This window comes from Clostridium sp. AF29-8BH (genome assembly GCF_003478145.1).
Lineage (GTDB): Bacteria > Bacillota > Clostridia > Lachnospirales > Lachnospiraceae > Otoolea > Otoolea fessa.
This window is the reverse complement of sequence record NZ_QUEL01000002.1, coordinates 161,475-180,550: the sequence shown is the minus strand read 5'-3', so window position 1 is coordinate 180,550 and position 19,076 is coordinate 161,475. Positions and strand designations below refer to the sequence as shown.

The following is a 19,076-nucleotide window of genomic DNA, read 5'->3' as shown; positions in this document are numbered from 1 at the left end:
ATACATGGATTGCACCCGCCCGGGGCAAAGATGCACCTGGGGAGTATGAACGATTTGAACAGTATGAAAGGAAATTGCCATGATTAGTACAAGCAATGTAACACTGCGAGTAGGAAAGAAGGCGTTATTTGAGGACGTAAGCATTAAATTTATCGAGGGAAACTGCTACGGACTCATCGGTGCCAACGGTGCCGGAAAGTCTACCTTTTTACGAATCCTGTCCGGACAGCTGGAACCGACCAATGGTGAGGTTATCATCACACCGGGACAGAGACTTTCATTCTTACAGCAGGATCACTTTAAATATGACGCATATCCGGTACTTGATACCGTTATTATGGGAAATGCGAGACTCTACGAGATCATGAAAGAGAAGGAAGCCATCTACATGAAGGAAGACTTCTCCGAGGAGGACGGCGTCAAGGCTGCCGAGCTGGAGGGCGAGTTCGCCACGATGAACGGCTGGGAGGCAGAGTCCGACGCGGCGAACCTTTTAAATGGTCTGGGAATCGAGACGGATCTCCACTACAAACAGATGGCAGATCTGACCGGTGCCCAGAAGGTCAAAGTTCTTCTGGCACAGGCACTGTTCGGAAACCCGGACATCCTGCTTCTCGACGAGCCGACAAACCACTTGGATCTCGATGCGATCGCATGGCTCGAGGAGTTCTTGATCAACTTTGAGAATACGGTTATCGTGGTATCCCATGACCGTTACTTCTTAAATAAAGTCTGCACCCAGATCGCAGATATCGACTATGGCAAGATTCAGCTCTATGCCGGAAACTACGATTTCTGGTACGAGTCCAGCCAGCTGATGATCAAGCAGATGAAGGAAGCCAATAAGAAGAAGGAAGAGAAGATCAAGGAGCTGCAGGAGTTCATCCAGCGATTTTCTGCCAATGCTTCCAAGTCTAAACAGGCAACCTCCAGAAAACGTGCTCTGGAGAAGATTGAGTTAGATGAGATCAAACCGTCCAGCCGTAAGTACCCGTATATCGACTTCCGTCCGGAACGTGAGATCGGTAATGAGGTATTAAGCGTAGAGAACCTGTCTAAGACTATCGATGGTGTGAAGGTTCTTGATAATATTTCCTTCATTCTCGGACGCGAGGACAAGGTGGCATTTGTAGGACCGAACGAGCAGGCAAAGACCGTTCTCTTCAAGATTCTTTCCGGCGAGATGGAGCCGGATGAGGGATCCTATAAATGGGGTCTGACCACCAGTCAGGCATATTTCCCGAAGGACAATTCGAAAGAGTTCGATAACGACGACACGATCGTAGACTGGCTGACCCAGTACTCTCCGGTTAAGGATGTGACCTATGTCCGCGGATTCTTAGGACGTATGCTGTTTGCCGGTGAGGACGGCGTGAAGAAGGTCCGCGTTCTTTCTGGTGGTGAGAAGGTGCGCTGCATGCTTTCTAAGATGATGATCTCCGGTTCCAATGTCCTGATTCTGGACGAGCCGACCGACCATCTGGATATGGAGTCCATTACCGCTCTGAACAACGGTATGATCAAGTTCCCGGGCGTGCTGTTATTCTCCTCCCGTGACCACCAGATCGTTGAGACGACCGCAAACCGTATCATGGAAATCGTAAACGGCAAGCTGATCGATAAGATTACTACTTACGATGAGTATCTGGCAAACGATGAGATGGCGAGAAAACGTCAGGTATTTACTGTTACGGATAGTGAGGAAGAGGACGACTAAGAGCTGGAATCAAAGTGATTTAGACAAAAGTCTGAAAGATAAAAGACAGCCCCAGACGCTGCATGTGAGCGATGCCTGGAGCTGTCTTTTGCACATCTATGGTGTCAATGTCCCGTTTTCACCGCGATCAATCCTTCTTATGGCGTGATTCCAGATAAACCAGGTAATTGATGTATTCGATCAACTGCTTTTTCGTGGAAGTCTGGAATGATGAGATACGCCCATTGACCTCTCCATAGGTGACATTTTTAAGAAATGGTTTCGCCATTTCGGGCGGATTCTTCGGGTAGGAGGTTCGACCGAGAATATAGTCGGCGCTGACCTGGTAATAATCCGCCAGCTTTATCAGATGCCGAAGAGGCAGATCCGTCCGGTTTGTTTCATAGCGGGAATAGATTTGCTGAGTTGTACCCAGCAGACTGGAAATTTCCGCCTGCGTTTTTCCTTTGTCCTCCCGTAAATCACGGAGCCGGTCACCAGCAGCAATCATTTAAAGCACCTCCCACATACATCAAATATTTGTGAAAACAATCTATCATACAAGTATGCGCAGAACTAAAAGATACAATTAACTGGTGTAGAAACAGTAAACAATACATTTATAAAAATGTAAACAAAAAAAGAATATCCGCTCTATGGAATAAAACGGCAGCCGGGTTTTTGTTTTACTGTTTACAGTCTGCCCGAATTAGTTTAAAATAAAAGGAAATAGGCAATTCTGCTTTGAATGAAAACGGCAGGATTGTGGATAAGAAACAGAAAGCGAGGACAATTTTCATGAGTCAGAAGCCAGTTCTGGTGATCATGGCGGCTGGTATGGGCAGTCGGTACGGCGGCTTGAAGCAGATTGATCCGGTCGATCGGGAAGGAGATCTGATCATTGATTTTTCGATCTTCGACGCAGTCGAGGCTGGATTCGAAAAGGTCGTATTTATTATCAAGAAATCGATTGAGAAAGAGTTTAAGGAACATATCGGAAACCGCATGGAAAAGCACGTGCAGGTGGAGTATGTGTATCAGGAAAATGACCGTCTTCCGGATGGGTTTGAGGTTCCGGAGGGACGCGTCAAACCGTGGGGAACCGGTCATGCGATTCTCTGCTGCAGCGAGGTGATCGACGGACCGTTTGCGGTGATCAACGCGGATGATTACTATGGAAAATCGGCGTTCAAGGCGATCTATGATCGTCTGGCATCCTGCGGTGATGATGACAAATATCAGTATGCGATGGTTGCCTATCATCTCTACAACACATTGACGGAAAACGGGCATGTGGCGCGCGGCGTCTGTACGGTGGATGCGGATGGACATCTGGCGGATATCCACGAGAGAACGCGCATCGAGAAGCACGGCGATCAGGCGGAATATACCGAGGATGACGGCGCAACCTGGGAGCAGCTGGGGGAGGATACGCTTGTATCGATGAACCTCTGGGGCTTTACTTCCAGCATCTTAAAGGAGTTAAAGGCGCGCTTTGTTCCATTTTTGGAGAAAAACCTGTCGGTAAATCCACTCAAATGTGAGTATTTCCTCCCGTTTGTGGTGGATGAACTTCTGAAAGAGGGGAAAGCCGAGGTGACCGTGTTAAAGAGCGTGGACCGCTGGTACGGCGTGACCTACAAGGAAGATAAGAAGATGGTGACAGACGCGATCCAGGGGATGAAGGACGGCGGTCTGTATCCGAAAAAACTTTGGGAAGAGTAAGAATGAAGAGATAGGTATTAGGAAGGAAAAATGGGTATGAGCAAGTTGATGAAAAGCCTGCCGTTTCGGCTGGCGCTGGGTGTAGCGATCGGTATTATTGCCGGTCTTATAGCAAATGAAAGTTTTATGAATCTCGTTGTGACGCTGAATTACATTTTTGGGCAGATTATTTCGTTCTGTGTACCGCTGATCGTCATCGGCTTTATTGCCCCGTCGATCACGAAGCTTGGAAAGAATGCCTCCAGATTGCTTGGAGTAGCGCTGATTCTGGCGTATACATCGTCTCTTGGCGCGGCGCTGTTTTCGATGGCAGCCGGATATACGTTGATTCCGCATATGTCGATTCAGTCGGCAGTCGATGGACTGCGCAGTCTGCCGGAGGTTGTCTTTAAATTGGACATTCCGCCGATCATGGGCGTCATGAGTGCGCTGGTATTTTCCATTATGATTGGTCTGGCAGCGACCTGGACCAAGGCGGTGACGGTAACGAAACTCTTAGACGAGTTCCAGAAGATCGTTCTGGAGATAGTACAGAAGATTGTCATTCCGATTCTTCCGGTTTACATCGCATTTACGTTCTGTTCCCTGGCATATGAGGGAACCATCACAAAACAGGCTCCGATCTTCATTTCGGTTATCCTGATTGTTATGGCAGGCCACTATATCTGGATGGCGCTGCTGTATACACTGGCTGGTATTTACTCTGGCCGTAACCCGAGAGGCGTTATCAAGCATTATGGTCCGGCATATCTGACGGCAGTCGGTACGATGTCTTCTGCGGCGACCCTGGCAGTGGCGCTCAGTTGTGCCAAAAAGGCAGAGCCGCTTCGTGACGATATGGTTGATTTCGGTATTCCGCTGTTTGCGAATATCCATCTGTGCGGTTCGGTTCTGACCGAGGTATTCTTTGTCATGACGGTATCCAAGATTTTGTACGGCGCCCTCCCGGATATGATGACGATGGTTCTGTTCTGTGTTCTTTTAGGTGTATTTGCCGTAGGTGCACCGGGTGTTCCGGGCGGTACGGTTATGGCATCCCTGGGACTGATCACCGGTGTCCTCGGTTTCGATGCGACTGGAACGGCGCTGATGCTGACGATCTTTGCGCTTCAGGACAGTTTTGGTACTGCCTGCAACGTAACGGGTGATGGTGCGCTGACCCTGATGCTGACGGGATATGTGGAGAAACATGGGATTAAACATCAGGATTTACACGTAGATTTATAAAAATGAGAGAGGTGGGGCAGGCAGCAGCCGCCCCGAAACAGGTCTGTGAATGCGCCGCTGGCTCTTCGCACTATCGTTGTTCGCTTGCTTTCACTACACTTGTTCGTCTGTGTCGGACTTGCGTCCGCCCCATTCAGACAAGCGTGTTCAAGATGCGTACAACTGATAGGCGAAAGCCTGCTCTGCATCCACAGACCAGTTTCGGAGCGTCTGCCACCTGCCTGCTGTCTTTTTATGTATCGGAAAAACTTTATTTGATAAAAAGGAGAGATAGAATGAAAAAAATGATTTCCTGGAACGTAAACGGCTTGCGGGCGTGTGTGGGGAAGGGATTTCTGGATGTATTCCATGAGCTGGATGCGGATATTTTCTGTATTCAGGAGAGCAAGCTGCAGGAAGGGCAGATTGATCTGGAGCTTCCGGGGTATTATCAGTATTGGAGCTATGCGGAGAAGAAGGGGTATTCGGGAACAGCGTTGTTTTCGAAGGAGGAGCCGCTTAGCGTGAGCTACGGTCTTGGCATTGAGAAGCACGATCATGAAGGGCGCGTCATTACGGCGGAGTACCCGGATTATTATGTGGTGACCTGCTATACGCCGAACTCCCAGAATGAGTTGGCGAGACTTCCGTACCGGATGCAGTGGGAGGATGATTTCCGCCAGTTTTTGAAGAAGCTGGAGGAGAAAAAGCCGGTCATTTTCTGTGGGGATCTGAATGTGGCGCACACGGAGATTGACCTGAAAAATCCAAAGACGAACCGGAAAAATGCCGGATTTACGGATGAGGAGAGAAGCAAGTTTACGGAGCTTCTGGACTCTGGATATATCGACACGTACCGCTATTTTTACCCGGATAAAGAGGGCGTTTATTCCTGGTGGTCGTACCGGTTTAAGGCGCGCGAGAAGAATGCTGGGTGGCGGATTGATTATTTCTGTGTTTCCAAGAGCCTGAAGGACCGGCTGGCGGGCACACAGATTCATACGGAGATACTGGGTTCGGATCACTGCCCGGTAGAATTACAGATAAAGGATCGGGATGAGACATGAATTTACTGACAGCAGAACATCTGAAAAAATCATATACGGAACGGCTGCTTTTTGATGACGTGGCATTTTCCATCGGTGAAGGTGATAAGATTGGTCTCATCGGCATCAACGGAACCGGAAAATCTACTCTTCTAAAGATTGTAGCCGGTCTGGAAGAGCCGGATGAGGGTACGGTGGTAAAGGGACGAAATCTCTATATCCGTTATCTGCCTCAGAATCCGGAGTTTGAAGCGGGACGGACCGTCTTAGACTGCGTGATCCGAGAAAATATGGCGCATGAGCACGCCTGGGATCTCGAGGGCGATGCGAAATCCATGCTGAATAAGCTTGGAATCACCGATTATAGTGCCAAGGTGGAGACACTTTCGGGCGGACAGAGAAAGCGCGTTGCGCTCGCAGCGGTGCTGTTATCGACTGCGGATCTGTTGATTTTAGACGAGCCGACGAACCATCTGGACAGTGCGATGGCGGACTGGCTGGAAGAGTACCTGAAAAAATTCCGCGGCGCGCTTCTGATGATCACGCACGACCGGTATTTCCTTGATAACGTGACGAACCGCATCGTCGAACTGGACAAGGGAAAGCTGTACAGTTATCAGTCCGGCTATGAGGGCTATCTGGAATTAAAGGCAGAGCGCGAGGCGATGGCGGTGAGCTCGGAGCAGAAACGCCAGAATATCCTGCGGACGGAGCTGGCGTGGATCCGGCGCGGCGCACAGGCACGCAGCACGAAGCAGAAAGGGCGTATTCAGCGCTTCGAGGCGTTGAGTGCGGTGGAAGCGCCGAAAGTAGATGGAAATGTGGAGATGAGCTCGATTTCCAGCCGTCTCGGACGAACCACGGTCGAGGCACACCATCTTCATAAGGCGTATGGTGACCGCCTCCTGATCGATGATTTTTCCTATATCTTCTTGAAGGATGACCGCATCGGCATCATCGGACCGAACGGCAGCGGCAAATCGACGCTGATGAAGATGATTACCGGCTGGGTGAAACCGGATTCGGGCGAGACGATCATCGGCCAGACCGTAAAAATGGGTTATTTTTCACAGGAAAACGAAGATATGGATCAGTCGATGCGCGTGATCGACTACATTAAAAATGTGGCAGAGTACGTGCGGACGGCGGACGGGCTGGTATCGGCATCCCAGATGTTGGAACGGTTCCTGTTCCCGTCCCATATGCAGTACACGCTGATCGGCAAGCTATCGGGCGGCGAGCGGCGCAGACTCTATCTGCTCCATATCCTGATGGGCGCGCCAAACGTCCTTCTGCTCGACGAGCCGACCAACGACCTCGATATCGGCACGCTGACGATTCTGGAGGATTATCTTGATCATTTCCAGGGGATCGTGATTACGGTATCGCATGACCGGTATTTCCTTGACCGCGTAGTGCGCCGGATCTTCGCCTTTGAGGGCGGCGGCGCGATCCGTCAGTACGAGGGCGGCTATACCGACTATCAGGCAGCCTGCGGGGAACGCATAGCGGCAGAGATGGAGGAATCCGGTCAGGAACACGGCAGAGGCCAGAAGACCGGAGGCGCTTCTGGTGCGGGAACGTCAGATGCAGCGGAGACGGCAAAGGATAAAAACCGCGGCCGCCAGCGCGAGAAAAAGCTCAAATTCAGCTATATGGAGCAGAAAGAGTGGGAGACGATCGAGGATGATATCGCGGCGCTGGAAGAGGCAATCGCGGATCTGGAGCAGCAGATGCAGGACTCTGCCCGCGATTATACGGCTCTGAACGGCATCATAAAGGAAAAAGAGGAAAAAGAAGCTCTTTTGGAAGAAAAGATGGACCGCTGGATGTATCTGAACGATCTGGCGGAAAAAATAGAAGCGCAGGCAGCTGCTCACAAGTAGGCACTTTTGGAACCGAAAGTGCCGTATGAAAGCGTGGAGGTGGCAGATTTTGCCGATTTGGAATGCGAAGCATCGGCAAAATCCTGTTACAGTCTGCATATGTGTGGACTGTAACAGGCGCAGGCGGCTGCTCACAAATAGGCACTTTTGGAACCGAAAGTGCCGTATGAAAACGTGGAGGGGATACAGGTGAAAGCAGAAAAAATCGTGAGACAGAAGATAAGAACCCCTGATTTTACACCGGGAATCAAGCGGACAGAGACGGGAATGCACTTGTGCGTCGAGGCACCGGGGACATTCTGCCATCTGACAATTTATGAGACAGGTAAAAAACAGGGTGTCCGGATCCCATTTTCCCCGGAAGAACGGGTGGGGGATCTCTGGATGATGGAGCTTGCGGGCGATGATTTTTCGGGACTGGAATACACGATCGAGACTGAGCAGGGGGAGCTGCCGGATCCGTGCGGGCGCATCTATACAGGACATGAGCGCTGGGGCGATTTAAAAGCGGCGCTCCGTCCGGTCCGCTGCCGTTTCCCGGAAGAAGCGTATGACTGGGAAATGGATCAGCCGCTGAAACATCCGTATGATGATACGATCCTGTACCGGCTGCATGTGCGCGGATTTACCCGTCATACTTCTTCCGGCACCGGGGAGCGGGGAACGTTCCGTGCGCTGACGGAGAAAATTCCCTATTTAAAGGAATTGGGTATCACAGCAGTTGAATTAATGATGCCGAATGAATTTCAGGAAGTGATGATGGAGGATGGGGCAGACGGGAATCCGTATGCGACCGGGACACCGACCGGACGGCTCAATTACTGGGGCTATGGGGCGGGATATCTGTTTGCGCCGAAAGCTTCGTACACATCTGGGAAAGAGAAAGAACCGGAGCGGGAATTTAAGGATCTGGTGAAAGAATTTCATAAAAATGATATTGAAGTGCTGGTTGAGCTTTATTTTACCGGCGAGGAGAGCGCGGCACTGGCGCAGGAGGCGGTTCGTTTCTGGGTTTACGAGTATCATGTGGATGGCGTGCACCTGTCCGGGTTTGCGCCGGCCGAACTGCTGGCGTCGGATCCGCTGTTAGCTGATACGAAGCTATTAGCTGGTTCCTGGGATGGCGTGCGTGTGCCAAAAACGGCAGCGGCATCGAGCTGCGGGAGCGCCGCTGGCATCTGGGCGAGTACAATGAAGGATTTTTGATCGATATGCGCCGGGTATTAAAGGGCGATGAGGATCAGGTCGGCCGTCTCATTTACCAGACACGCCGGAATCCGGACGCGTATGGCGTGATCAACTATATGGCGGCGACAAATGGCTTTACGATGATGGATATGGTTTCCTGTGAGCAGAAGCACAACGAAGCGAACGGGGAGAATAACCGGGACGGAAGCGATTATAATTATACGTGGAACTGTGGCGTCGAGGGCACGACGCGGAAAAAGAAGATTGTGCAGATGCGGAAAAAACAGCTCCGCAACGCATTTTTGCTGCTCTTTCTGAGCCAGGGAACGCCGATGTTTTTAGCGGGCGATGAGTTCGGCAATTCCCAGAACGGCAACAATAATGCTTACTGTCAGGACAATGAGATTTCCTGGCTCAACTGGCATCAGCTGGAGACGAACCGGGATATTTACGAATTTGTAAAATATATGATAGCGTTCCGCAAAGCGCATCCAGTGTTCCACCTGTCGGTGGAGCCGAAAAATATTGATTACCTCGTCTGCGGACACCCGGATGTTTCCTACCACGGCGTCAAAACATGGTGCCCGGAGTTTGAAAACTTCCGCCGCCAGCTCGGCATTCTCTACTGCGGCGAGTACGGGCGAAGAGCGGACGGCACCAGCGATGACTATTTCTTTGTCGCCTACAATATGCACTGGGAGCCGCATGAATTTGATCTTCCGAAGCTTCCGAAGGGAATGCAGTGGACTCTGTGCATCAACACAGACGACGCAGACAATAACGGAATCTGTCCGTCGGAAAGCCTGGAGGCAGGGCAGGAGCCGCAGGAAGAGCTTCGCCAGTATATGGTTCCGCCGCGGAGTATTCTGGTATTTCGCGGCTTTAAGCCAATTTCCGGTCCGGCATCCGAAAAGGATGGCAAAAAAGCCGGGAAAGTGGTAAAATCGGTAAAACGGCAGAATGTCAGAAAAGAACCAGAAAAGGAAGCGGAGACTGTGGTTGCGGCAGCGCGCGAACTGTAAGAACGGAATTGAAAGAGGATAAAGCAAGTTGAAAAAGAAACTTTTTAGAGGGCTGGCAGCCGCCCTGTGTGCTGCCATGATGGCAGGGAGCGCGGCGCTTCCGGCATATGCGGCGGGTCCGTCACGGGAGTCGGTTCCCTATGCGGATTCCTATGCTCCTATCAGTGGGCTTTTTTAAATACAGGTGAACTGCGTCTGGTGCCGAGCCATACGGCGGCGGTGGATGCAGCGATTGGGGCGATTACCGGCAGCCCGGCGCTCTCAGCAGATGGAACGGTTCGTTCTCTGGAAGGGATCGATATGAATATTGTCCCGGCATGGAAGAAATATGACGCGAAAAGTGGAAAACGTCAGGTGATTGTGGCGCTGATTGATACAGGGGTTGACATAACTCACCCGGAGCTTAGCGGTTCGATCTGGACGAATACGGGGGAAATTCCGGGCGATGGCATTGACAATGACGGAAATGGTTATATCGATGACGTTTACGGCTGGAATTTCTATGATAATAATGCCCAGGTATTTACCGGGGCGGATGACAATCATGGTACCCACTCGGCGGGCACGATCGCGGCGGCGAGAAATGGAGTCGGAACGGTTGGATCTGCGATCCGGCGTATGTGAAGATCATGGTGATCAAGACGCTTGGAACATCGTCCGGTGTCGGAACCGTCAGCAACGTGGTTAAGGCGATCCGGTATGCGCAGGCGAATGGCGCGTCGATCTGCAATCTGAGCTTTGGCACGATGAAATATAGCGAGGAGCTGTATCAGGCGATCAAGGATTCGGGGATGCTGTTTATTGTGGCGGCTGGAAACGGCGACGCCTCCGGCAATGGCTACAGCATCGATGAGCAGCCGATGTACCCGGCAAGCTTTGAACTGGACAATATCATTTCCGTGGCAAACCTGCGCTTTGACGGTCAGCTCGACCGTGCGTCCAATTACGGGGTGAGAAGCGTGGATCTGGCAGCGCCGGGCAATTATATCCTGAGCACGATCACGGACAATGACTATGCCTACATGAGCGGCACATCGATGGCGGCGCCGATGGTGACCGGAACGGCGGCGATGCTGTACTCCTGCGATGCGTCCCTGTCGCTTATGGATGTGAGAAACCGTATTCTGCAGTCGGCGCGGCCGATTGAGAGTCTGTCCGGCAAGGTGGCAACCGGCGGTATGCTGGATGCCGGGGCGGCGATGCCGTAGATGGGAAAAACGAAAAGAAAGATTGTTAAAAAAATATTGAAATTCTTGTTTGTATATGATACTATGAACGGGTGAGATAATTGCCCCGCAGATTCATATGTTTATATGTATGAAGACGGAGTAATTACCATGATTTCTTCGGGGCAGGGCGAAATTCCCTACCGGCGGTATAGTCCGCGAACCGCGACGGCGGCCGATTCGGTGAGATTCCGAAACCGACAGTATAGTCTGGATGAGAGAAGAGGCAGGAGTCAGAGAGTGTACCGCTTGAGCGTAAGCAGGCTGGTGTACATCGGCTAAGTTGCGATTTATTATCCCAGGTCCCGAACAACCTGGGATTTTTTTAGTTTTACAAATGCAGCTAGTCCGGCACTTGATTCATACTCCTCCTTCGGAGAAATGAGTTTTAAAACCGAAAGGAGATTTAAGATGAAGACAGGAAAATGGGGTATTCAAAAATTGATTTATACGGCGATGCTGGCAGCGGTTGCTGGCGTGCTGATGTCATTGGAATTTTCGGTTCCGATGATGCCGCCGTTTTATAAGGTGGATTTCAGTGATGTACCGTCTGTGATTGCCGTGTTTCTGATGGGACCGGTATCCGGTATCTGTGTAGAAGTCATCAAGCTGTTAATCAAGCTGATTACTGTCGGAACTAACACGATGTACGTCGGTGAGCTGGCCAACCTGATTGCGGCGTTCCTGTTCGTATGGCCGCTGTGGTTCCTCTATCAGAAGCTGGGCGCTAACCGTAAGGCAGCTGTAGAAGCACTTCTGCTCAGTATCGTGATCCGCACCGCGTGTGCATGCTTTATCAATGCGAATATTACGCTTCCGTTATATGCGAAAGCGATGAGCCTGCCGCTGGATGAAGTGATCCGCATGGTAGCGTCGGTCAACCCGGCGATCAAAGACCTGAATGGATTTATCATTCTGGCGACGATCCCATTCAACGTATTGAAAGTGGGACTCAACTATATCGTTGGACAGCTTTTGTTTGTACGCCTGCGTGCGGCGAAGATTGTGCCGAAAGCAGTATAAAATGAAATAAGAGGAATGGTTTGACGGATTTGGCTGTTTGCTGTGAAACGGCAGAACCATTTCAATAGAAAGGATTGTCGGGAAACCGCTGGGAAAGCTGCCAGGGGGAGAATCCCGGACAATCCTTTTTGTTTGATGGAACGTGCAAAGACATATCTGTTTTTATAAGAGGAGGAGATACTATGATACGTAACTATAGAGATTTGACAAGATGGGAAATGGAGCAGGTGGACCGTGAGAACACGATTGTCCTGATTCCGCTCGGGGCTCTGGAACAGCACGGCAATCAGGCACCACTGGGAACGGATGATATTATCGCGGAGGCGATGAGTCAGGAGATCAAAAAGGCACTGGAGGCAGAGGGGGAAGAAGACTTCCCGATGCTGCTGTTTCCGGTGATTCCGGTGGGCTTAAGTACAGAGCATAAGAATTTCTGCGGTTCGGTCACAGTCCGGCCGGACACTTACTATCATTTCTTATATGATATATGCGTCAGCTTGGCGCATCACGGTTTTAAGAAGCTGGCTTTTTTGGTATGCCATGGTGGGAATGCGCCGATTGCGCAGGTTTTAAGCCGGGAACTTCGGAGTGAGCTGGGGATTGCACCGTTTATCCTTTCATCGGGAGCATTTGGTCATCCGGATGTAAAAGCAACGATTTCAAAGGGGAATATCTGGGATTTCCACGGTGGAGAGATGGAGACATCGATGGTAATGGCGGTCGATGAGAGTCTTGTGAAGCTGGAACTTTCGGAAGCGGGAGAGCCGACGGCGTTTGAGAAGACCCGCGCCCTGAAGCCATACGGTCCGGTTTCGATCGGCTGGGTGTCGGAGGACTGGAAAACAAAAGACGGATCGCCGATTGGAATTGGAGGAGATCCGTCTGGTGCAAGCGCCGAGAAGGGGCGAATTATATTAGAGACGAGTGCGCGGGAACTGGTCCCGGGGCTGTTAGATATCCGGGATTGGAATGAATAGGAATCAAACTTAAAAATGGAGTGTCTATGTCATCCGAATACCAGTGTTATTTACCAGATTCCCAGCGTCCGGATGCACCGCATGGTAATACCAGTCCGGTGCGGGTAACCGGAAGTCCCAGCTCGTCCGATTTCACTGTGCCGCCGTGGGTGGAGGCAACTTCGGTTGAGAGCATATAGGTCAGGACGGACGGCGCCAGCCCGGTGGTGTAGGAGTTGATGAGGAAGAAGAGTGGGTTGTCCGATAACAGTTTTGTGCAGAGCTGCACGAACGGGTAAATCGAAGTTTCTATCTTCCAGATCTCGCCTTTCGGTCCGCGGCCGTAGGACGGCGGGTCCATGATGATTCCGTCGTAATGGTTGCCGCGGCGGATCTCACGCTCAACAAATTTCACACAGTCATCGACGATCCAGCGGATGGGTGCATTTTCCAGCCCGGAGGAACGGGAGTTTTCCTTCGCCCAGGCTACCATGCCCTTGGAGGCGTCCACATGGGTCACGCTGGCGCCGGCTACGGCTGCCGCCAGGGTAGCGCCGCCTGTGTAGGCAAAGAGGTTTAAAACCTTGATTGGGCGTCCGGCATTGCGGATGCGGTCACCGAACCAGTCCCAGTTTGCCGCCTGCTCCGGGAAGAGGCCTGTGTGCTTGAAGCTGAACGGTTTTAGTTAAAGGTCAGTTCTTTGTAATGGATCGACCACTGCTCCGGCAGGTCGAAAAATTCCCATTCGCCGCCGCCCTTGGAGCTTCTGTGGTAGTGTCCGTTCATCTTTTTCCAGCCGCGGTGTGTCTTGGGGGTGTTCCAGATAACCTGCGGGTCCGGGCGAACCAGAAGATAGTCGCCCCACCGCTCCAGCTTCTCTCCTTCGGAGCAGTCAATCACTTCATAATCGTTCCATCCATCTGCAATCCACATAAAATTTTATCCTTTCAAAAAAATGAGGCGCAAACCCCGGAAAAGGGTATCTGCCGCCTTTATAATCGGTGTTATCCATAAGCTATTTCTAACCAAAACGCAGTCTGTCTGACCGGAAAAACGGTTCAGTTGAAATGCATACCTAATTATATCGGTCATTGATTGGCGTGTCAAACCTTTTGAACGGCTTCCTGCCAAAAAAAGTAAATAAATTGAAAGATAAATCTCCTTGAAGATTCCTACATCTCCTGTTAAAATGTATATTAGGTAAATGATAGATTGCACGTATCTGGAACAAAACAAGGCGTTATAAGCATCTGATGCAGTCTCCACACGACGGGAAGTGTGCGAATGCGCAGCAGGTGGGAGAATAGACGTTATCAATCGTGAACTGGGAGGGCTTGTATATGAAGAAACAGAAATTGGCAGTCTGCGTCCTTTCCGCAGCGCTGATGATAGGGGCGGCGACCCTGACATCTTACGCGGCAGAAGGCTGGCAGCAGTCTGGAAGCAGCTGGATATATGTGGACAACAATGGCAATAAGGTGACGAATACCTGGAAGAAGGGCGCAGACAATCTCTGGCGCTATCTCGATTCCCAGGGCAACATCGCGTCGAACTGCTGGGTGGACGACGAATACTTTGTCGAGAGTACCGGCATCATGGCGACTGACAAGTGGCTGAAACTGCCGAAGCGCAATCCGGCATGGAACGAGACTTCCGCTACGACGGTCTGGTACTATTTCTCCACCAGCGGAAAGATGGTATCCGACGGCTGGTCCAAGATCGGCGGCAAGTACTATTACTTCGACGGTGATGGAGCGATGCAGACGGGCTGGGTGGATGATGACACCTACTACACGAATGCAGATGGTGTCATGCAGATCGGCTGGGCATATCTGGAAGATCCGGATGATACCAAAAAGGACGATGATGAAGTGAAACCCGGCGACGACGATGAGGATCATCATTGGTACTACTTTCAGAGTTCAGGAAAGAAATATGTGCCTTCTTTAGGCGGTGCTAAATATAAACAGTATAAGATTGACGGAACCTACTACTGCTTCGACGAAAACGGAGCGATGCAGACCGGCTGGGTCGATATGGGAAATTCCTCTGGATTTGCAAATTACCGTTATTATCAGAGCAACGGTCAGGTACAGACTGGCTGGCTCTCCACGACTCCGCCGGAGGATGATGATTACAATCTGGATCTCGGCAGCGATGTACAGTGGTATTATTTTTCAAGCAACGGCGAGCCGAAGGTGGGTCCGAAGATTTCTGACGCTTCGACGAGCAACCTGGTTCGCATCAACAATATTACCTACTTATTTAATGAGAAGGGCAACCCGGTCTATGGTCTGAGACGTCTGGAGGTAGGAACGAGCGGTCAGTATGCCTGCTATTTCTTCGGCGCGGACAAGGCGACCAGCTCGGTCGTAAAAGGCAAGGGAAATGTAGTAGAGGGCGACGGAACGACCGGACAGTTCTATTTCGCTGATAGCGGCAACAAGGCTGGACGCGGCTACTCAGGTGTGGAGGATGGATTCCTGTACTACATGGGTAAGCTTCAGAAGGCAGACAGCGGTACCAAGTATGAAGTCATTGAAGTCAATGACAAAAACTATCTGGTAACGACGAGCGGCAAGGTAGTGAAATCCAGCACCGTGAAGGATGCGAACGGCACAAAGTTTAAGACAAGCTCTGCGGGTGTTGTCACAGAGGTGGACGGCACAAGCGACGATGGCAGCGACGAGGCTAGAACCCCGGTGGAACCGACGTATTGGGAGGATTAATTAAAAAAGCTGGGAGTCTTCTCGACTGAGATAAAATTTCTGCATGGAAATATATTCTTGTGGATAAAAAGGAGTTTCTTCTATATAAAAGGTGTAATTACCCACCGGAAGAAGAAACTCCTGTTTTTTCTTGAAAAATATAGATTTTTTCTTAAAAAAACACTTGCATTTCCCAGAAAGCTGTGTTATTATAACGAAGCTGTGGCATGATAGCGATGAAACGAGAGGTTGCTGCTTATGATAAGCAGGTTATTCCGCGGAGCGAATGTCAAGTTAGGAAACTGGCGACAAGTCACTGTACAAGAATAGAGTATCCTGAAGACAAATGACGGATTTGGTGTGTGGACTGCGAGGACACACACGGGTATGTGTACAGTCACCGCTTGTCGTGCTTAATAGTACGAAAAGGAGGCGACTTTTTTTTATGGCAAGTCAAGTAATGAGAATCACACTGAAAGCTTATGATCATCAGCTGGTAGATACATCCGCTGCAAAAATCATTGAGACTGTAAAGAAAAACGGATCAAAGGTGAGTGGACCGGTGCCGCTGCCAACTAAGAAAGAGGTAGTAACCATTCTGCGAGCAGTTCATAAGTACAAAGATTCCAGAGAGCAGTTCGAGCAGAGAACTCATAAGAGACTCATCGATATCATTGCTCCGAGCCAGAAGACAGTTGATGCACTGCAGAGACTGGAAATGCCGGCTGGCGTGTCCATCAACGTAAAGATGAAAAACAAATAATTAAGAATCCTATACTAGTTTAGATAGAGACATCTGGACAGTTCTAGGATGAACGCGGGAGTTTGACGAACGCGTTCCGCTGTAGAAAAACAGGAGGTCAGATTAATGAAGAAAGCGATTTTAGCTACCAAAGTCGGAATGACTCAAATCTTCAACGAAGACGGAGTTTTAACTCCAGTAACCGTTCTTCAGGCTGGACCGTGTGTTGTTACACAGGTTAAGACAGAAGAGAACGATGGCTACAAAGCAGTACAGGTTGGTTTTGTAGACAAGAGAGAAAAACTTGTGACAAAGCCGGTTAAGGGTCATTTTGACAAGGCAGGCGTTGCTTACAAGAGATATGTAAGAGAGTTCCGCTTAGAGAATGCTGAAGAGTATTCTGTAAAAGACGAAATCAAGGCAGACATCTTCGCAGCAGGCGATAAAATCGATGCAACTGCTATTTCCAAAGGTAAAGGTTTCCAGGGTGCCATCAAGAGACACGGCCAGCACAGAGGACCGATGGCTCACGGTTCCAAGTTCCATCGTCATCAGGGTTCCAACGGTTCTGCAACCACACCGGGACGCGTATTTAAGGGCAAAGGAATGCCGGGTCACATGGGCAGCGTAAAAGTAACTGTTCAGAACCTGGAGGTTGTTAAGGTTGATACTGAGAACAACTTACTCCTTGTTAAAGGCTCTGTACCGGGACCGAAGAAATCCTTAGTAACAATCAAAGAGACAGTAAAGGTCGCTAGATAAGGCTTTTACGGGAAAGGAGGAACATACAGATGGCAAACGTATCTGTTTTCAATTTAGAAGGCAACGAAGTTGGCACATTAGAACTGAATGATGCTGTATTCGGTGTAGAAGTAAATGAACATCTGGTTCACATGGCAGTTGTAGCACAGCTTGCTAACAAACGTCAGGGAACTCAGAAAGCAAAAACCCGTTCCGAAGTTTCCGGCGGTGGTAAGAAACCGTGGAGACAGAAAGGTACCGGACATGCAAGACAGGGTTCAACAAGAGCTCCGCAGTGGACGGGCGGCGGCGTAGTATTCGCTCCGACACCACGTGATTATACAATCCGTTTAAATAAGAAAGAGAAGAGAGCTGCTCTTAAATCCGCTCTGACAAGCCGTGTAAACGAGAACAAGTTCATCGTAGTTGAGGCTATGAACTTCGACGAGATCAAGACAAAGAAATTTGTTGAGGTTATGAACAACCTGAAAGTAAACAAAGCTTTAGTTGTTCTGGATGAGGCTTGTGACAAGGCTGTATTATCCGCTAGAAACGTGGCAGACGTTAAGACTGCTTCCGTAAGCACCATCAACGTTTACGATATTCTGAAATACAACACAGTAGTAGCAACCAAGGCTGCTGTAGCTTCTATCGAGGAGGTATATGCATAATGGCAAACGTACAGTACTATGACGTAATCCTCAAACCGGTTGTAACTGAGAAGAGTATGAATGCTATGACAGACAAGAAATACACCTTCCTGGTACACACCGAGGCAAACAAAACTATGATCAAAGAAGCCGTTGAGAAGATGTTCCCGGGCACCAAAGTTAAGAGTGTCAACACCATGAACATGGACGGCAAGACAAAGAGAAGAGGCATGACATTCGGTAAGACAGCTGCAACAAAGAAAGCTATCGTTCAGCTGACCGAGGACAGCAAAGAGATCGAGATCTTCGCTGGTTTATAATTCATCCTCAATAGACAATTATACGACGAACACTATGTCGTGAAAAACATGAAGAAACGCCAGGAGGCGTTGAACGAAAGGAGTCAAAGTCATGGGAATTAAATCTTACAGCCCATATACACCTTCCAGAAGACATATGACCGGCTCTGATTTCTCTGAGATTACAAAATCCACACCGGAGAAATCCTTAGTAGTTTCTTTAAAGAAGAACGCAGGTCGTAACAACCAGGGTAAAATCACCGTTCGTCACAGAGGCGGCGGTTCCAGAAGAAAATATAGAATCATCGACTTCAAGAGAAATGCAAAAGACGGTATCGCAGCAACCGTACTTGGTATCGAGTACGATCCGAACCGTACAGCAAACATCGCTCTGATCTGCTACGCAGACGGCGAGAAAGCTTATATCCTTGCTCCGGCTGGTTTACAGGTTGGACAGAAGGTTATGAGCGGTGCAGAGGCTGAGGCAAAAGTTGGTAACTGCTTACCGCTTTCTGAAATCCCGGTTGGTGCACAGATTCACAACATCGAGCTTCTTCCGGGCAAGGGTGGTCAGCTGGTTCGTTCCGCTGGTAACTCTGCTCAGTTAATGGCTAAAGAAGGCAAATATGCAACCCTTAGATTACCGTCCGGAGAGATGAGAATGGTTCCGATCAGCTGCCGCGCTACTATCGGTGTAGTTGGCAACGGCGACCACAACCTGATCAATATCGGTAAGGCTGGTAGAAAACGTCACATGGGTATTCGTCCGACTGTCCGCGGTTCTGTTATGAACCCGAATGACCATCCGCATGGTGGTGGTGAGGGCAAGACCAGTATCGGTCGTCCAGGTCCTTGCACACCTTGGGGCAAACCGGCACTCGGCCTGAAGACCAGAAAGAAAAACAAACAGTCTAATAAGTTAATCGTAAGAAGAAGAAACGGTAAACAGTAATAGGAGGTAT

At 49.9% G+C, this 19,076-nt stretch carries 19 protein-coding genes, 1 pseudogene and 1 riboswitch; of the genes and pseudogenes, 18 read left to right on the top strand and 2 right to left on the bottom strand.

Annotated elements, in window-relative coordinates; all coding sequences use genetic code 11:
• The first annotated feature begins 79 nt into the window (after positions 1 to 79).
• A complete protein-coding gene (locus DWZ16_RS02530; RefSeq protein ID WP_022360588.1) occupies positions 80 to 1,717 on the top strand; it encodes an ABC-F family ATP-binding cassette domain-containing protein in 1,638 nt (545 codons plus the stop codon).
• A gap of 127 nt (positions 1,718 to 1,844) precedes the next feature.
• Here the strand turns inward: DWZ16_RS02530 and DWZ16_RS02525 are convergent, their stop codons facing one another.
• Positions 1,845 to 2,207 (bottom strand): helix-turn-helix domain-containing protein, encoded by a 363-nt coding sequence (locus DWZ16_RS02525; protein ID WP_022360587.1) that lies wholly within the window; start codon positions 2,205 to 2,207, stop codon positions 1,845 to 1,847.
• Between the two features lie 287 nt (positions 2,208 to 2,494).
• Here DWZ16_RS02525 and DWZ16_RS02520 point away from each other — a divergent pair, with 287 nt between their 5' ends.
• The 11 genes from DWZ16_RS02520 (at position 2,495) to DWZ16_RS02485 (ending at position 12,995) form a co-directional block, all read left to right on the top strand.
• Entirely contained in the window at positions 2,495 to 3,421 is a 927-nt protein-coding gene (locus DWZ16_RS02520; RefSeq protein ID WP_107001017.1) for a nucleotidyltransferase family protein, read from the top strand.
• Between the two features lie 36 nt (positions 3,422 to 3,457).
• Positions 3,458 to 4,648, top strand: a complete 1,191-nt coding sequence (locus tag DWZ16_RS02515; RefSeq protein WP_118522257.1) for a dicarboxylate/amino acid:cation symporter — start codon at positions 3,458 to 3,460, stop codon at positions 4,646 to 4,648.
• Positions 4,649 to 4,923: 275 nt separating this feature from the next.
• Positions 4,924 to 5,694: an exodeoxyribonuclease III gene (locus DWZ16_RS02510; RefSeq protein WP_022360584.1), complete on the top strand. Its 771-nt coding sequence runs from the start codon at positions 4,924 to 4,926 to the stop codon at positions 5,692 to 5,694.
• Positions 5,691 to 7,559, top strand: a complete 1,869-nt coding sequence (locus DWZ16_RS02505; protein WP_118522225.1) for an ABC-F family ATP-binding cassette domain-containing protein — start codon at positions 5,691 to 5,693, stop codon at positions 7,557 to 7,559. The genes DWZ16_RS02510 and DWZ16_RS02505 overlap by 4 nt, the downstream gene beginning before the upstream one ends.
• A gap of 189 nt (positions 7,560 to 7,748) precedes the next feature.
• On the top strand, positions 7,749 to 8,765 hold the full coding sequence (locus DWZ16_RS15835; RefSeq protein ID WP_243021896.1) for a hypothetical protein: 1,017 nt from the start codon (positions 7,749 to 7,751) through the stop codon (positions 8,763 to 8,765).
• A gap of 5 nt (positions 8,766 to 8,770) precedes the next feature.
• Positions 8,771 to 9,769, top strand: coding sequence for an alpha amylase C-terminal domain-containing protein (locus tag DWZ16_RS15830; protein WP_243021895.1), 999 nt, complete (start codon positions 8,771 to 8,773; stop codon positions 9,767 to 9,769).
• Positions 9,770 to 9,797: 28 nt separating this feature from the next.
• A complete protein-coding gene (locus DWZ16_RS15385; RefSeq protein WP_182427286.1) occupies positions 9,798 to 9,947 on the top strand; it encodes a hypothetical protein in 150 nt (49 codons plus the stop codon).
• A 20-nt stretch (positions 9,948 to 9,967) separates the two neighbouring features.
• A complete protein-coding gene (locus tag DWZ16_RS16480; protein WP_412694269.1) occupies positions 9,968 to 10,393 on the top strand; it encodes a S8 family serine peptidase in 426 nt (141 codons plus the stop codon).
• Positions 10,394 to 10,398: 5 nt separating this feature from the next.
• The gene (locus DWZ16_RS16475; protein WP_412694273.1) at positions 10,399 to 10,977 is read left to right on the top strand and encodes a S8 family serine peptidase; all 579 of its coding nucleotides are present in this window, start codon (positions 10,399 to 10,401) and stop codon (positions 10,975 to 10,977) included.
• A 130-nt stretch (positions 10,978 to 11,107) separates the two neighbouring features.
• A riboswitch (FMN riboswitch) is annotated at positions 11,108 to 11,225 on the top strand.
• A 181-nt stretch (positions 11,226 to 11,406) separates the two neighbouring features.
• Positions 11,407 to 12,018, top strand: a complete 612-nt coding sequence (locus DWZ16_RS02490) for an ECF transporter S component (RefSeq protein WP_118522224.1) — start codon at positions 11,407 to 11,409, stop codon at positions 12,016 to 12,018.
• 182 nt (positions 12,019 to 12,200) lie between these two features.
• Entirely contained in the window at positions 12,201 to 12,995 is a 795-nt protein-coding gene (locus tag DWZ16_RS02485; protein ID WP_118522223.1) for a creatininase family protein, read from the top strand.
• A gap of 46 nt (positions 12,996 to 13,041) precedes the next feature.
• On the opposite strand, the pseudogene DWZ16_RS02480 reads toward DWZ16_RS02485, so the two are convergent.
• Positions 13,042 to 13,907, bottom strand: a pseudogene (locus DWZ16_RS02480) (class I SAM-dependent methyltransferase).
• A 407-nt stretch (positions 13,908 to 14,314) separates the two neighbouring features.
• On the opposite strand from DWZ16_RS02480, the gene DWZ16_RS02475 reads away from it, so the two are divergent.
• The 6 genes from DWZ16_RS02475 (at position 14,315) to rplB (ending at position 19,066) form a co-directional block, all read left to right on the top strand.
• Positions 14,315 to 15,703 (top strand): N-acetylmuramoyl-L-alanine amidase family protein, encoded by a 1,389-nt coding sequence (locus DWZ16_RS02475; RefSeq protein WP_118522222.1) that lies wholly within the window; start codon positions 14,315 to 14,317, stop codon positions 15,701 to 15,703.
• Between the two features lie 424 nt (positions 15,704 to 16,127).
• Positions 16,128 to 16,445, top strand: a complete 318-nt coding sequence (gene rpsJ / locus DWZ16_RS02470; protein WP_022360576.1) for a 30S ribosomal protein S10 — start codon at positions 16,128 to 16,130, stop codon at positions 16,443 to 16,445.
• Between the two features lie 105 nt (positions 16,446 to 16,550).
• A complete protein-coding gene (gene rplC / locus DWZ16_RS02465; protein WP_022360575.1) occupies positions 16,551 to 17,186 on the top strand; it encodes a 50S ribosomal protein L3 in 636 nt (211 codons plus the stop codon).
• A gap of 29 nt (positions 17,187 to 17,215) precedes the next feature.
• A complete protein-coding gene (gene rplD / locus DWZ16_RS02460) occupies positions 17,216 to 17,836 on the top strand; it encodes a 50S ribosomal protein L4 (RefSeq protein ID WP_022360574.1) in 621 nt (206 codons plus the stop codon).
• Positions 17,836 to 18,135 carry a 50S ribosomal protein L23 gene (gene rplW, locus DWZ16_RS02455; RefSeq protein WP_022360573.1) on the top strand — a complete coding sequence of 100 codons (300 nt, stop codon included), beginning with the start codon at positions 17,836 to 17,838 and terminating at the stop codon, positions 18,133 to 18,135. The genes rplD and rplW overlap by 1 nt, the downstream gene beginning before the upstream one ends.
• A gap of 91 nt (positions 18,136 to 18,226) precedes the next feature.
• On the top strand, positions 18,227 to 19,066 hold the full coding sequence (gene rplB, locus DWZ16_RS02450; RefSeq protein ID WP_022360572.1) for a 50S ribosomal protein L2: 840 nt from the start codon (positions 18,227 to 18,229) through the stop codon (positions 19,064 to 19,066).
• The last annotated feature ends 10 nt before the right edge of the window (positions 19,067 to 19,076 follow it).

Bases quoted from the DNA above. Each gene is read 5' to 3' on its own strand.
- DWZ16_RS02530 (WP_022360588.1), top strand. From the start codon at position 80: ATGATTAGTACAAGCAATGTAACACTGCGAGTAGGAAAGAAGGCGTTA.
- rplB (WP_022360572.1), top strand. From the start codon at position 18,227: ATGGGAATTAAATCTTACAGCCCATATACACCTTCCAGAAGACATATG.
- DWZ16_RS02490 (WP_118522224.1), top strand. From the start codon at position 11,407: ATGAAGACAGGAAAATGGGGTATTCAAAAATTGATTTATACGGCGATG.
- DWZ16_RS15830 (WP_243021895.1), top strand. From the start codon at position 8,771: ATGCGCCGGGTATTAAAGGGCGATGAGGATCAGGTCGGCCGTCTCATT.
- rplW (WP_022360573.1), top strand. From the start codon at position 17,836: ATGGCAAACGTACAGTACTATGACGTAATCCTCAAACCGGTTGTAACT.
- DWZ16_RS16475 (WP_412694273.1), top strand. From the start codon at position 10,399: ATGGTGATCAAGACGCTTGGAACATCGTCCGGTGTCGGAACCGTCAGC.
- rpsJ (WP_022360576.1), top strand. From the start codon at position 16,128: ATGGCAAGTCAAGTAATGAGAATCACACTGAAAGCTTATGATCATCAG.
- rplC (WP_022360575.1), top strand. From the start codon at position 16,551: ATGAAGAAAGCGATTTTAGCTACCAAAGTCGGAATGACTCAAATCTTC.
- DWZ16_RS02520 (WP_107001017.1), top strand. From the start codon at position 2,495: ATGAGTCAGAAGCCAGTTCTGGTGATCATGGCGGCTGGTATGGGCAGT.
- DWZ16_RS02525 (WP_022360587.1), bottom strand. From the start codon at position 2,207: ATGATTGCTGCTGGTGACCGGCTCCGTGATTTACGGGAGGACAAAGGA.
- rplD (WP_022360574.1), top strand. From the start codon at position 17,216: ATGGCAAACGTATCTGTTTTCAATTTAGAAGGCAACGAAGTTGGCACA.
- DWZ16_RS02510 (WP_022360584.1), top strand. From the start codon at position 4,924: ATGAAAAAAATGATTTCCTGGAACGTAAACGGCTTGCGGGCGTGTGTG.
- DWZ16_RS02505 (WP_118522225.1), top strand. From the start codon at position 5,691: ATGAATTTACTGACAGCAGAACATCTGAAAAAATCATATACGGAACGG.
- DWZ16_RS02515 (WP_118522257.1), top strand. From the start codon at position 3,458: ATGAGCAAGTTGATGAAAAGCCTGCCGTTTCGGCTGGCGCTGGGTGTA.
- DWZ16_RS02475 (WP_118522222.1), top strand. From the start codon at position 14,315: ATGAAGAAACAGAAATTGGCAGTCTGCGTCCTTTCCGCAGCGCTGATG.
- DWZ16_RS02485 (WP_118522223.1), top strand. From the start codon at position 12,201: ATGATACGTAACTATAGAGATTTGACAAGATGGGAAATGGAGCAGGTG.